We start from the raw sequence: 14,062 nt of genomic DNA, 5'->3' as shown, positions 1-14,062 counted from the left end.
TATCTAAAATTGACGATTATAATCCACCCAATGCTGATACCATGACAGCTTTGATGGTGTGCATACGGTTTTCAGCTTGTTCAAAGGCGATGTTGTATGGTGATTCAAAGACTTCTTCGGTCACTTCGATACCATTGGCAAGGGCTGGGTATTGTTCTGCGATTTGTTTGCCGACTTTGGTTTCGCTGTTGTGGAATGCAGGCAAGCAGTGCATGAATTTGACACGAGGATTGTTTGCCAATTTCATCATGTCCATGTTGACTTGATAAGGCATCAAGATGTCGATACGCTCGCCCCATGATTCGATAGGCTCACCCATGGATACCCAAACGTCAGTGTGGATAAAGTCCACGCCATTCACGGCTTGTTTGATGTCATCAGTGATGGTGATTCTTGCACCGCTTTGTTCGGCAAATTCTTGGCACATTTTGACCAAATCTTCACTAGGGTGTAGGGCTTTTGGGGCACAAATTCGCACGTCCATACCCAGTTTCGCCCCCACCAATAGCAATGAGTTACCCATGTTATTACGAGCATCACCCACATACACATAGCTGATGTCGTGTAGCGGTTTGTCGCTATTTTCTAGCATGGTAAGTACGTCAGCCAACATTTGGGTTGGGTGGAATTCATCGGTCAAACCGTTAAAAATTGGTACGCCTGCATATTTGTCAAGGTCAAGCACCAACTCTTGGCGAAAGCCACGGTATTCGATGGCATCATACATACGACCCAATACACGAGCGGTGTCTTTCATGGATTCTTTGTGACCGATTTGTGATGAGGTTGGGTCGATATAGGTAACGTTTGCCCCTTGGTCATAAGCAGCGACTTCAAAAGCACAACGAGTACGAGTTGAGGTTTTTTCAAAAATAAGGGCGATGTTTTTGCCTTTTAGGCGTTGTTGCTCAGTACCGCTGTATTTGGCACGTTTTAGGTCACGAGATAAATCAAGCAAAAAACGTAAATCACGAGATGAATGATGAACAAGGCTTAATAGGCTATGATTATGTAGATTAAATGACATGATATTTTCCTTTAATTTTATAATTTTACCCCCTCTAACTCCCCCTTAGCAGGGGGAGAACTGCTCCCTCCCCTGACAAGGGGAGGGCTGGGGAGGGGTTAAAAGTATTGGTATTTAATTTTGTTTCATTACTTAGTATAAAATAGTGTTATTAACCATTTTCCTTGAATCTCCCCCAACCCCCTCTTTACGAAAGAGGGGGCTTTGTCCTATATATCAATCTAATTCAAGGGCAAAGTCCCCCTTTTTTAAAGGTGAGGAATATATTCCGCAAGAGGGGGATTATAATTAGGACTTACGCATTTAACCAAATCGTAGGTTGGGTAGAGCTTGCGATACCCAACAATTTCAATGGTTTATGTTGGGTGTCATTCTTCCACCCAACCTACAAATGGCATTTTTGCGTAAGCCTTAATAATTTACAATATTTACATCAGCATCAAATTAATAATCCACCGCATCACGGATGATTGGACAGGTCATACAACGACCGCCCCCACGACCACGACCTAGCTCAGATGAGCTGATGGTGATGACTTCCACGCCTGCTTTACGAAGTAGGGTATTGGTATAAGTGTTGCGGTCATAGCCGACAACCACACCGGGTTCTAGGGCAAATACGTTATTACCATCATCCCATTGTTCACGTTCTGAGGCATATTCGTCACCGCCTGTTTGTACCACACGAAGCTGTTTTAGACCCAATGCTTCGGCGACAACATCAACGAATTTTTTGTCTTCTTTACGCACATCTAGCCCTTTGCCATCTTCGCTTGGACGTAAGCTAAATGAGGTAATATTGTCTACCACTTCTGGGAAGATATTGACCAAGTCACGGTCACAGAAGGTAAATACGGTGTCTAAGTGCATGGCAGAGCGTGATTTTGGTAAAGCAGCGACAATCACACGTTCGGCAGTTTTGTTTTTAAATAGGCTCAAGGCAAGTTGTTCAATTGCTTGAATGGATGAACGTTCGCCCATACCGACCAAGACCACGCCTTTACCGATTGGGAAAATATCACCGCCTTCAAGGGTGGCATTACCAAAGTATTCATCAGGATTGCCAAACCATACTTTGTAGTCTTCATTGGCAAACATGGGGTGGAATTTATAAATTGCAGAAGTTAGCAAGGTTTCCTGACGGCGAGCAGGCCAGTACATAGGGTTTAGGGTTACGCCACCATAAATCCATGCAGTGGTATCACGAGTGAACATGGTGTTGGGTAGTGGTGGCAAAGCAAAGCCTGCATGACCGTGAGAAATTTCGACCAAATCACGGCTACTACCGCCCAATTCTTTTGGTAAATCATGTACACTCACGCCACCAATCAAATACTCTGCTTGTTGGCGAGCAGTCAAGCCTTCAAACCAGCTTCGTAGTTCATTAAGGGTGGTGAGTTCTACACGGTTTGGGGTCAGTTTGCGGTCAAGAATCCATGTTAGGGCCTCTGGATTGGTGACGGTTTCGGCAAGTAGGTCGTGCATTTCTAATACTTCGACATTGCGGTCACGCATTTTGGTGGCGAAATCAAAGTGGTCACGTTTGGCTTGGTTGACCCATAATACGTCATCAAATAATAAGCTATCGCAATTTTCTGGGGTTAAACGAGTGTGTGCCAAACCGGGGGTACATACCATCACACGGTGAAGTTTACCGACTTCAGAGTGGACACCTAATTTTTTATTTTGATTTTGTTGTGTGGTCATGTTAAGACTCCTTTTGATTGTTGTGAATAATAATACTGCTTAGAATAAACGTTAATTTCATCGCTTTTTACAACTCAAGCGAACCGTTAAATAATCCAATCGCCGCTACAATCGCACCGATGACGGATAAGGCAAAATAGACTTTTTCGATATTGGTAAAGACCAGTTTGTTGTTTTCACGGCGAGCAATGTAATACACAATCGCACCGGGGGCATATAGCAAGGCAGATAATAGTAGGTATTTCGCACCTGCGGCATACAATAACCACATACTATATACCATCGCTACCACACCAATTACCAAATCACGAGTTTTATGGCGACTGTCGGTTTCGTAGCCATCACCTGTCAAAGCAAGTTTGACCGCATACGCTGTTGAGAAGAAATAAGGCATCAAAATCATCGAAGTAGCAAGATACAGCAATTGCAAATACGAGCTACTAGAGAATAAAGTGATGATTAAGAATAACTGAATTGCCCCATTTGATACCCATAACGCATTGGCTGGTACACCGTTTTTATTTTCTTTGCCAAAGAAATTTGGCATGGTGTGGTCTTTGGCAGCCGAGAATAAAATCTCACCTGACAATAGCACCCAAGATAACAACGCCCCTGTCAAAGAAATAATCAAGCCAATCGAAATAAACGCTGCACCCCAAGAGCCAACGACATGTTGTAATACAGACGCCATTGAAGGGTTTTTGAGTTCGGCAAGTTCAGGACGGCTCATCACACCAAGTGATAGCACGTTGACCAACACGAGCAATGCCAATACCCCAAAAAATCCCATCACAGTGGCTTTACCTACATCGCTACGTTTCTCGGCACGAGCAGAGTACACACTTGCACCCTCAATACCGATAAACACCCATACGGTGACTAGCATCATGCTTTTGACTTGGTTAGTGACACTGCCCAAATTGGCATCGGCATTGCCCCAAAAATCGGTGTTAAACACATCCGCTTTAAATGCCAAACCGACCAACACAATAAAGGTCAATAAAGGCACGATTTTGGCAATAGTAGTCACCAAATTGATAAAGGCGGCTTCTTTGATGCCTCGCAATACCAACAAATGCACTAACCACAATAAAATGGAGGCACACACAATGGCGATTGGCGTATTGCCCTCACCCAGTATAGGAAAGAAATAACCGAGCGTACCAAATAGCAACACCAAATAACTGACGTTACCAATCCACGCACTAATCCAGTAACCCCATGCCGATGAAAAACCAAGATAATTACCAAACCCTGCTTTGGCATACGCATACACGCCATTGTCCAGTTCGGGTTTGTGTAAAGCAAGATTTTGGAACACAAAAGCCAGCATCAGCATACCGACCGCAGTAATCGCCCAACCAATGAGCGTTGCACCTGCACCTGCACCTGAAGCCATATTTTGAGGTAATGAGAAAATGCCCCCGCCAATCATCGAGCCAACGACAAGGGCGGTTAAAGCACCGAGTTTGAGTTTGCTGTTGTCGGACATTGTTATTCTCCTAATAAGTCCCAAAAAATAAAAGAAATCTAGAATTATAGTTATTGGTCGCAAGAACGGTGATAAAGATTAGTTGTAATTAGTTGTAATTAGTTGTAATTAGTTGTAATGGTTATCGTAATAATTGTGGTTTTGACCAATAAGTTATAATATTTTTATTGCTGATTTATTACTTTTAGTAATTCATTGTAGGCTCATTTTGGGGTGATTATCAATCATATATAACAAAAAGTGATTAACAAATTTTTAATGTCTAAAAATTATTATCAAACAAATACAGGGTTGTTTAAGATTTAACCAATTTTTGTACAAAAAAACAGTAATGGCATTATTAGCGTATTTAACATACAATCTGAGCATAAATGGATATTAAAAGGCTGACCTTATGAACACACCCAATCACCAAGTTAACACCGCCGAATTTTGGCAAGACCGCTATGAACACGGCTATACAGGCTGGGATATTGGTAAAATATCACCGCCTTTACAAGCCTATATCGACCACCTAATCGCACAAGGCGTGGATAAAACCAGCCAAGTGCTTATCGCAGGGGCAGGCAATGCCTACGAAGCCCAATACCTACATGAGCAAGGTTTTACCAACGTCATCGTATTGGATTTTGCTCAACAGCCGTTAGCCAATTTTGCCAAAGCCAATCCCACCTTTCCGACCTCGCATTTGCTACAGGCAGATTTTTTTGCCTTGTCACCATCGGATTATCAATTTGATTTTATTATTGAACAGACATTTTTTTGTGCCATAGACCCAGACCGCCGAGTCGAATATGCCGAGCAAATGGCAAGACTGCTCAAGCCGACAGGGGAGCTGTTTGGCGTGTTATTTGACCGTGACTTTGAACAAAGTCCGCCATTTGGTGGTAGTTTGACGGAATATCAGTCCTTGTTGTCACGATACTTTACGATAGTCACCCTTGAGCCGTGCTATAATTCCATCACCCCTCGACAGGGTAGCGAGTTGTTTGTACGCTTGCGACCATAGGGGGAAGTAAAAGGACAAAATTAAATACAAGTATCAATGACCCCACCCCAACCCTCCCCTTCGCAGGGGAGGGAGCGGTTCTCCCCCTGTTAAGGGGGAGTTAGAGGGGGTTAATGGAGTTATCATTTAAAATTGTCTACTTACTTAAAAATAATAATTAGCACAATAATGAGGTACAAAAAATGATATTTCTTGAACTTGATGACGGCGATGTCACATTAGTAGATATCAAACGTATCGCCAAAAACTTGGTCGATAACAAATACGTGCTAAAACACATGACCCCAGAACAATACGAAGAAGTGGCGTATATCCTTACGCCCACTTTGGCGAGTGACCAAAATGAAGACAATATCCGCAAGCGTTGGGAGCATATTTTGGCGACCTTTAGCATGGCAGATAGCAAAGGCAATATGATGCGGTTTTATCAAGACCCACAGCATGGGCGGATTTATTTTGGTGATGAAGAGGGGTGGAAAGAAGCCCAAAACTTTATTCACCGAGAAAATGATAATGAGCTAAAAATGCCAAAAGGTTTGTGATTACTACAAAGAAAATTGTTTTATTACATTGAATTTTGGGGCGTATTGAATACGCCCTTTGATGCTAAGTCAACGCCAAAATATCCATCACCGAAAATGGATAATGCAGTGTACGATTTTGCGTGACTAACACAGGGATTTTATCCGCCAGTTTTAGCATGTCTACTTCGTCCAAATCAGCAATATCGACTTTATCAAAGCTAATATCCGCCACGCTTTGGGCTTGTTTGAGTAGATTTTCAGCATCTTCACACAGATGACAGCCAAGCGTACCATAAAGTTGCCATGTGTCATTCAAGTTAACGGATGGATTGGGGGGCATAGGGTGGGGCATGGCAAGTTTCCTTGGGATATTTTCGCAAAAAGATAGCCAAAAAATCGTGAATGGGGTATATTTTAACAATTGTATTGGCACAAGCGTAGCCAATTTTAATTTTTCCCTTTCTTTAGTTATACCAAATCCAAAAATTCAAGCCGTAGGGGCGTAATGCTTACGCCCTGTTTGAAAATTTAAAGATTGGGCTTATACAATAAGCCCCTACAATACGATATTTATTGGTATAAGTTTGCTAAAGGTTTTTTGTCAAGGAAATTCGTGTGAGCCACGCCTTACCCCAAACGTCCGACTCAACTCACCCATCACGCAAAGCCAAACCTCGCAAACCTGCCTCGCACGGTCTGCCCCCACCACCGCCCAAAACAGGCAAATTTAAACGCTTTGTCAAACGTTTGCTATTGACGATTGTAACGTTTTTTGTGGTATTTCATCTGATGGTGGCAGGGCTATTGTTTATTTGGCAAACCCAGCCGATTAATAACAGTATGTTTATGATTTTGCACCGTTTGGCCCATTTTGAAGGGGTAAGCCAAACATGGGTCGAAGACAATCAAATCTCGGTGAATGTCAAACGTGCGGCGATTGCCAGTGAAGATGCCAATTTTAGCAATCATGCAGGTTTTGATGTGCAAGGTATCGAAAACGCCATCAAAAAGAACCAAAAAGCAGGGGCGATTTCGGCAGGTGGCTCGACCATTAGCCAACAGCTTGCCAAAAATCTATTTTTATACCCCAATCGCTCTTATCTGCGTAAAGGTGAAGAGGCGATTATCACCTTGATGATAGAAAACATGTGGACAAAAGAACGGATTTTGACCGCCTATCTCAATGTCGCTGAGTTTGGTAAAGGCATTTATGGCATTGAATCCGCTTCACAGCATTATTATCAAAAATCCGCCAGTCGTTTGACCAAACGCCAATCCGCTTCATTGATTGCCATGTTACCCAATCCCAAGTATTATGAAAAAAATCGCAATGACAGACGCTTGCTCAATAAAACCCAAATTATTTTACGCCGTATGGGTGCTGCCGATTTACCAGATACTGAATAACTGTCATTAAATTGTCACACTTGTAATCAAATGGTCAACAAAGCCCATTATACTGAGCCGTTATTTATCATAGGACTTACGCCAATTGTAAATTTATCTTGCTAAATAAAGACGCTAGACCCCTGCCTACGCAGGGGTGACGATTCCGTAAAATTTTTCGTCATTCCTGCGAATGCAGGAATCCAGTGTCGTTTGCATAAGTCATATACCAAAAAATTAAGGAAATCCCATGACCACAGCCAAACCGACACCAACTGAACAAGCCGATATCACCACCCAAAAAGATAATGAATATATCAACACTATGGTTCATAATGCCTCGATGACCAGTATTAACTATCCTCAGGTATTTGAATATAGCAATAACCCCACTGATTTGTACTTTAACCGTGAGTTGTCGTTGCTTCAGTTTCATCAGCGTGTCCTTGCTCAAGCTCGCAATCCGCAACATCCTTTGCTAGAACGCTTGTTTTTCTTGATTATTTTTTCGTCCAATCTCGATGAGTTTTTTGAGATTCGTGTGGCAGGTTTGATGCAAAAAATGCAAATGGGCGATGTGGCGACCAGTATTGATGGGATGCGTCCAAGTAAAGTATTATCGTATATTTCTGAAATCGCCCATCAAGCGGTGGCAGAGCAGTACCGCATTTTGAATGAAGAAGTATTGCCAGCCCTTGCCGAGCAAGATATTCGCTACCTCAAGCGTGATGAGTTGACCAAAGAACAAGCTCAGTGGGTCAAGCGATATTTTGATGAGCAAGTCGCCCCAGTGCTGACGCCTATTAGTATTGACCCTGCCCACCCATTCCCACGCTTGGTCAATAAAAGCCTTAACTTTATGGTGAGTTTGACGGGCAAAGATGGCTTTGGGCGTGAGATTGATTTGGCGGTCGTGCCTGCCCCTCGCAGTCTGCCTCGTGTTATTCGCTTGCCAAATGAGCTGACAGGCGGTAAAGAACATCACATTATGCTGACTGCCGTGATACATGAGCATATTGGTGAATTGTTTACAGGGATGACGGTGACGGGCTGTAACCAGTTCCGCCTGACTCGTAATGCAGATTTGGACTTGTCTGATGATGTGGAAGACTTGGCAAAAGCCCTTGAGGGTGAGTTAGAAAACCGCCGTTTTGGGGCAAAAGTCCGCCTCGAAGTCACTACCAAATGCCCTGATAACGTGGTGCAATACTTGCTGAATGAATTTGGTCTGAGTAATGAGCAATTATACCGAGTCAATGGGCCTGTGAATCTGACACGATTGCTGTTTGATTTTAAAATTCCACACCTACGCTATCAGCCATTTACTCACATGATTCCTAAGGCGTTTCGCCGTGAGTCGATGGATAAAAACGAAAACGTCTTTCACACCATTCGTAAGCAAGACGTATTGATTCATCATCCGTTTCATTCGTTTGCCCCTGTGGTCAATTTACTGCGTCATGCCGCCAATGACCCTAGCGTGTTAGCGATTAAACAAACCCTATACCGCTCTGGTACAAACTCAGAAATCGTCAAAGCCCTAGCCGAAGCCGCTCGCAATGGCAAAGAAGTCACTGCCGTCATTGAGCTACGTGCCAGATTTGATGAAAAATCCAATATCGAAGTGGCGAACTTTCTACAACAAGCAGGGGCAGTGGTGGTATATGGCATTGTCGGCTATAAAACCCACGCCAAATTGATGATGATTGTCAAACGTGATGAAGATAAAATCCGCCGTTATGTGCATCTTGGTACGGGCAACTACCACGCTGGCAATGCCAAAGCCTACACCGACTATGGGCTATTCACTGCCAATGAAGCCGTGACCGATGACGTGCATAAAATTTTTAACGAACTCACAGGTATGGGTAAACCTGCCAAATTGCAAAAATTACTGCATGCACCATTCACCCTACATGACAAGTTACTTGACTATATTGATGATGAAATCGCCCATGTCAAAGCAGGGCGAGAGGGACGCATTATCATTAAAGTCAATGCCTTGACTGAGCAAAAACTCATTGACAAGCTATACCAAGCCTCACAAGCAGGGGTAAAAATCGACCTTATCACTCGCTCAATGTGTTGCTTACGTCCGCAACTGGCAGGCGTGTCGGATAATATCCGTGTACGTTCGATTGTTTCTCGGTTTTTGGAACATACCCGTGTGTATTATTTTGCCAACGGTAGCTATGAGCAAAATAGCCATAAACAAGAAAAAGGAAAGGCTCGCCTTTACTGTGCCAGTGCCGACTGGATGGAACGCAACTTGATGAATCGTGTGGAAGTGGCATTCCCTATCGAGGATAACACCGTGTTTAACCGTATCATGGAAGACCTACAAAACTATCTTAAAGATACCCTCAGTGCGTGGGAGCTAGATGCCAAAGGTACTTGGACTGCTGTCATGCCTAAAGATGGGGAAAAAGCATTTTCTGCCCAAGACTTTTTGTTGCAAAAGATTGTGTTTAATAAATCTTAAGAATCATTATCCTTTAGTAGCATGGTGCATAGACAGCGAGTGTGTTACATTAACGGCTCGCATTGTCCATCTTGACAAAACAAGGTCTGTCCCATGCAACAAATCAAATTACCCACCAAACGTCCTACCTCGCCCCATCCTGTACTCAATCTTGGATTTCGGATTTTTTTCTTGGGGGCGAGTGTATTCGCCATCTTGACCATGCTGAAATGGTCACATATCACCTTCGCCACTCACTTTGGTTTTGACCCCAATAGCCAAATGATGCCGTTTTATTGGCATGGACATGAGATGATTTATGGCTATGCGTTGGCGGTGATTGCAGGGTTTTTGCTTACCGCTGTCAAAACATGGACAAATCAACCCATGCCGTATGGCTATAAGCTATTGGCGATTTTCACCCCGTGGGCTATCGCTCGGCTGATTTTCCTAATCAATGGCATCAATCTTAACCAATGGACATGGCTGGCGATGATTGCCGATTTAGCATTTTGGCTACTCACGGCATTTTTTGTGATTAAGCCGATTTATACCGTGCGTCAAAAACGCCAAATTGGGATTGTTGCTAAGTTGCTGTTATTGCTGATTGGGCAAATTTGGTTTTATATCGCCCTTTTTCAAAACGCCCTACAGGGTCAGCAAATGAGCTTGTTGTTCGGTTTTTATCTGATTATTGGCGTGGTACTGACTATTGGTCGGCGAGTGATGCCGATGTTTATTGAACGAGGCATTGCCGAAAATGGCAAAGTCGAGCAGACCGTCAAAAATTCCGTGCTACTAGACCGCTTGAGCTTAGGGGCGTTTTTTGGGTTTTTTATCAGTGATATTTTTCTTGCTCAACTCGGTCAATTGGAATGGGCAAAATGGCTGATTAGTGGTTCGGCAATATTGGTGGCGGTGAGTAATGCCTTACGCCTTAAAAACTGGCATTTGAGTGGTATTTGGCAACGTCCGCTATTATGGTCATTGTGGTTGGCATTTTTTGGCATGGTGTTGGGATTTGGCTTATTTGCCCTTGTGCCTTTCGGTTGGGTCAGTCATAGCCTTGCCATGCACGGTGTGGCGATTGCAGGGATTGGGCTGATGACGCTTGCCATGATGGCACGGGTCAGTCTAGGGCATACAGGGCGAAGCGTCCATACACCGCCAAAAACCGTGAGCGTGATATTTATGGCAATGCTATTGGCGTGGCTAACAAGGGTGGTGTTAGGATGGTTATTACCCTCGCATTATCTGATGAGTCTTGGCTTGGCACAGGGCTTGTGGATAGTGGCGTTTGGGCTGTTTGTGGTCAGCTATGCCAATATCCTTAGCCAAGAAAGAACGGATAAATTGTTTGGTTAAGGGTGATGATAGGCTTGTTTAAATGAGTCATTAGATAGGCTTTGTAGGAGCGTGTTGTATACGCCCAACATATCAGAGGATTGGTTTTGCTGTAAAAAATCGCAAACTTTTAAACACTAAGCAATACTTTACAGCCTTTTGACAATTATCACATAGTTTAACCAATTATCAGCTTATCTTAACGTGGGAATTTGTTACCATCATTGGGCGTTATTTCAAAATACCAAACCCAATAGTTAAATATTGTAATGATGAATAAAAGGAACAAGATAATGAATAATCAATCACAGCCGACCCAACGAGTTTTAGTAGAAGATAGCGTGACCCACCAAGCAGGTGAGGGAATGACCGCAAGACGTCCAGACGCTATCGAAACGCCAGATATTTTTGATAACTCACCGCAATCAGCTATCAAAACCCAAACCAGTGATGATACATTGATTGACGATAAAGATGTGGTCGTGCTACCTGAAGCTACCACAGCCACGCTAAAAGAAGCCATTCAAGGGAATAATGATGTTGCCCCTATGTTGGAAACTTTAACAGATGGTTCGGTAGATATTCCACGTTAAGATTTTATTTGCTTATTACCTGTTTTTATAACCAACTATTTTTATAACCAACTAGGCACGCCACTATGAAAACGTAACTCATGGTCTGGCGTGCTTATCAGTTCATTTTCTACCGTCCTAAAAAATGACACACGCTCACTGATATCCTCATCACTAATCGACTGAGCGAGTGCCAAATAATCCTCAAAATGTCGGCTTTCTGACTTTAATAAATAGCGATAATACTTCGCCAAACGCTCATCATTGATGACTTCTGATAACGCAAAAAACCGTTCACATGAGCGAGCCTCGATATACGCCCCAATAATTAACGTATCAATCATCGCCTGTGGTTCATAGGTGCGTTTATGCTTGAGCATACCGCCTGCATAGCGACCTGCTGGAATATGTTGCCATGCTTGTCCACGCTCTGCCATCAAGCCCATTACTTGCTCATAATGAAGCATTTCCTCACGAATCAATTGGGCGAGTTTTAGCTGTAGCTCAGTGTGCGACATATAGCGAAAAATCAAATTCATTGCCGTGCCTGCTGCTTTTTTTTCACAATTGGCATGGTCTTGGATAATGGTCGGCAAATCCGCCAACGCACCATCTAGCCATTTTTGTGAAGTTTGCACGCCCAAAAACGCAATAATCGGTGAAATATCCACGCTTTTGGGTTGGTGTACCAAATTACCTTGGTCAAGGTCAATCACCGCAAGATTTTCAACATCGCTAAAATTTTCTTTCATGGGTGATTGCAATAAAGATGAGGTAGAGGTGGTGATATTCAAAATAGATTCCTTTTATTAACATTGACTATAATTCACAGTAACATCAATCATCGGGATAAGCGAAGCGTGGTCTTGGCTGTCGGTCATCACATTGATGGCTAATCCGCCCATTGAGGTTTCTTTATATTTTGACATCATATCCCTGCCTGTATCCTGCATGGTTTTGATGGCTTTATCTAATGACACCACATGATGCCCATTGCCTTTGAGTGCCAATCTTGATGCATTAATCGCCTTGACTGCTGCCATGGCATTCCGTTCGATACAAGGAACTTGAACCAACCCTGCGATGGGGTCACACGTCAAACCCAAATGATGCTCAATGCCAATTTCAGCCGCATTGGCACATTGTCGTGGTGTTCCGCCAAGTACATGGGTCAAACCTGCCGCTGCCATCGCACAAGCCGAACCGACCTCACCTTGACAACCCACCTCTGCCCCTGAAATACTGGCATTTTCTTTGATAACGATACCAATCGCTGCTGCCGTCAATAAAAATTCTTCCATGCCTTTTAGGTGATAATTTGGGCAAAAATCTCGATAATAATGCAACACCGCAGGGACAACCCCAGCCGCACCATTGGTCGGTGCAGTGACAATACGACCACCACTGGCATTTTCCTCATTCACCGCCAAGGCGTACAAATTAACCCAGTCCATCACTGCCAACGCATCATTAAAAGCTTTTCGGCTATCAGTGGCGGATAATTGCTGATAAATCGCCTTAGCTCGGCGAGGGACTTGCAAGCCCCCTGGCAAAATCCCATCTTGCTGACAGCCATCATTGACACAATCTTGCATCACTTGCCAAATGCGATGTAATTGCTGATTAAAATCGGCTTCACTTATATTGGCAAGTTCATTGGCCCGCACCACATCAGCAATGGATAGATGATGAGTTTCGCAAATATCTAATAATTGATTGGCATTGGCAAACGGATAGGGAACAGGCTTATTGACCGCTTGAATGACTGGCTCAATATTTTCCGCCTCTTGTTGGGTTTGAACAAACCCACCGCCAATCGAATAATAAGTATCTTGATAAAGGCTTTCACCCCTGCAAAAAGCCTCAATGGTCAACGCATTGGGGTGATAGGGTAAAGACTCTAAAGGCTTAAAAATCAAATCGCTAGATTCGATAAAGTCAATTTCATGGCAATCACCGCAAGCCTCATTAAGGCGAAGTTTTTGCTGTTCTCGGCTAGTTTGAATTTTCGCTGAAACGGTTTTGACATCAAGGGTCTGCGGTTCTTCTCCCATTAGCCCTAAAATGACGGCAATGTCACTGCTATGCCCTTTGCCTGTCGCCCCAAGCGAGCCGTAAAGCGTGATTTTTATGCTATCAACCTTTGATAACAGTTGTTGGTCTTTTAGGGCTTGCAAAAATAGATTGGCAGACTTCATCGGCCCTACGGTATGTGAGCTAGAAGGCCCAATGCCAATTTTAAATAAATCAAAAATGCTAATCATAACGCTATCCTTATTTGGGCTGTGTCGCCCCAATTGTTGTCTTGTCCAAAGGCTCATCAAATGCGATTATTATAAATGATAAATATAGGTTAGCGTAATAAACCTGTTGAATTGAGCCGAACTACAACCAAAACAAACCTACCGTATTTAATAGATATTTATTAACTAAATAACTTCTATTTCTTTATTTTTATTTTTGATAAACGTATAATCGAGAACGTATTAAACATATTACATGTTTTACCCAATGTATTACTTTAACAGCCGTACAACCAT

The 14,062-nt window shown here is 43.1% G+C and carries 12 protein-coding genes; 6 read left to right on the top strand and 6 right to left on the bottom strand.

Translation table 11 applies throughout. The features are described 5' to 3' along the window. Positions 1-16: 16 nt before the first annotated feature. The 3 genes from ACK1U4_RS06150 to arcD all read right to left on the bottom strand — a co-directional run bounded on the left by ACK1U4_RS06150 (position 17) and on the right by arcD (position 4,226). Positions 17-1,027 (bottom strand): ornithine carbamoyltransferase, encoded by a 1,011-nt coding sequence (locus ACK1U4_RS06150; RefSeq protein WP_419400735.1) that lies wholly within the window; start codon positions 1,025-1,027, stop codon positions 17-19. 444 nt (positions 1,028-1,471) lie between these two features. Further along, the gene (gene arcA / locus ACK1U4_RS06145) at positions 1,472-2,734 is read right to left on the bottom strand and encodes an arginine deiminase (protein WP_419400734.1); all 1,263 of its coding nucleotides are present in this window, start codon (positions 2,732-2,734) and stop codon (positions 1,472-1,474) included. 67 nt (positions 2,735-2,801) lie between these two features. Continuing rightward, positions 2,802-4,226 (bottom strand): arginine-ornithine antiporter, encoded by a 1,425-nt coding sequence (gene arcD / locus ACK1U4_RS06140; RefSeq protein ID WP_419400733.1) that lies wholly within the window; start codon positions 4,224-4,226, stop codon positions 2,802-2,804. Between the two features lie 394 nt (positions 4,227-4,620). On the opposite strand from arcD, the gene ACK1U4_RS06135 reads away from it, so the two are divergent. Further along, complete coding sequence (locus ACK1U4_RS06135; RefSeq protein WP_419400732.1) at positions 4,621-5,235, top strand: methyltransferase domain-containing protein; 615 nt, start codon at positions 4,621-4,623, stop codon at positions 5,233-5,235. Between the two features lie 182 nt (positions 5,236-5,417). Further along, positions 5,418-5,777, top strand: a complete 360-nt coding sequence (locus tag ACK1U4_RS06130; protein WP_419400731.1) for a hypothetical protein — start codon at positions 5,418-5,420, stop codon at positions 5,775-5,777. A gap of 64 nt (positions 5,778-5,841) precedes the next feature. On the opposite strand, the gene ACK1U4_RS06125 is transcribed toward ACK1U4_RS06130, so the two are convergent. Then, on the bottom strand, positions 5,842-6,111 hold the full coding sequence (locus ACK1U4_RS06125) for a glutaredoxin family protein (protein ID WP_419400730.1): 270 nt from the start codon (positions 6,109-6,111) through the stop codon (positions 5,842-5,844). A 344-nt stretch (positions 6,112-6,455) separates the two neighbouring features. On the opposite strand from ACK1U4_RS06125, the gene mtgA reads away from it, so the two are divergent. The 4 genes from mtgA (at position 6,456) to ACK1U4_RS06105 (ending at position 11,543) form a co-directional block, all read left to right on the top strand. Beyond that, positions 6,456-7,166, top strand: a complete 711-nt coding sequence (gene mtgA, locus ACK1U4_RS06120) for a monofunctional biosynthetic peptidoglycan transglycosylase (protein WP_419400806.1) — start codon at positions 6,456-6,458, stop codon at positions 7,164-7,166. 322 nt (positions 7,167-7,488) lie between these two features. After that, positions 7,489-9,627 carry a polyphosphate kinase 1 gene (gene ppk1, locus ACK1U4_RS06115; RefSeq protein WP_419400805.1) on the top strand — a complete coding sequence of 713 codons (2,139 nt, stop codon included), beginning with the start codon at positions 7,489-7,491 and terminating at the stop codon, positions 9,625-9,627. Between the two features lie 93 nt (positions 9,628-9,720). Then, on the top strand, positions 9,721-10,971 hold the full coding sequence (locus ACK1U4_RS06110) for an NnrS family protein (RefSeq protein WP_419400729.1): 1,251 nt from the start codon (positions 9,721-9,723) through the stop codon (positions 10,969-10,971). Between the two features lie 272 nt (positions 10,972-11,243). Beyond that, positions 11,244-11,543 (top strand): hypothetical protein, encoded by a 300-nt coding sequence (locus ACK1U4_RS06105; RefSeq protein ID WP_419400728.1) that lies wholly within the window; start codon positions 11,244-11,246, stop codon positions 11,541-11,543. 41 nt (positions 11,544-11,584) lie between these two features. Here the strand turns inward: ACK1U4_RS06105 and ACK1U4_RS06100 are convergent, their stop codons facing one another. Further along, positions 11,585-12,274 (bottom strand): tRNA-(ms[2]io[6]A)-hydroxylase, encoded by a 690-nt coding sequence (locus ACK1U4_RS06100; protein ID WP_419400804.1) that lies wholly within the window; start codon positions 12,272-12,274, stop codon positions 11,585-11,587. A gap of 57 nt (positions 12,275-12,331) precedes the next feature. After that, positions 12,332-13,786 (bottom strand): L-serine ammonia-lyase, encoded by a 1,455-nt coding sequence (locus ACK1U4_RS06095; RefSeq protein ID WP_419400727.1) that lies wholly within the window; start codon positions 13,784-13,786, stop codon positions 12,332-12,334. Positions 13,787-14,062 lie beyond the last annotated feature (276 nt).

The organism is Moraxella sp. TY6, from assembly GCF_048551375.1.
In the GTDB taxonomy this organism is placed as follows: Bacteria; Pseudomonadota; Gammaproteobacteria; order Pseudomonadales; family Moraxellaceae; genus Faucicola.
Note: the sequence above shows the minus strand (reverse complement) of the source record. Positions and strands in the feature narration are given on the sequence as shown.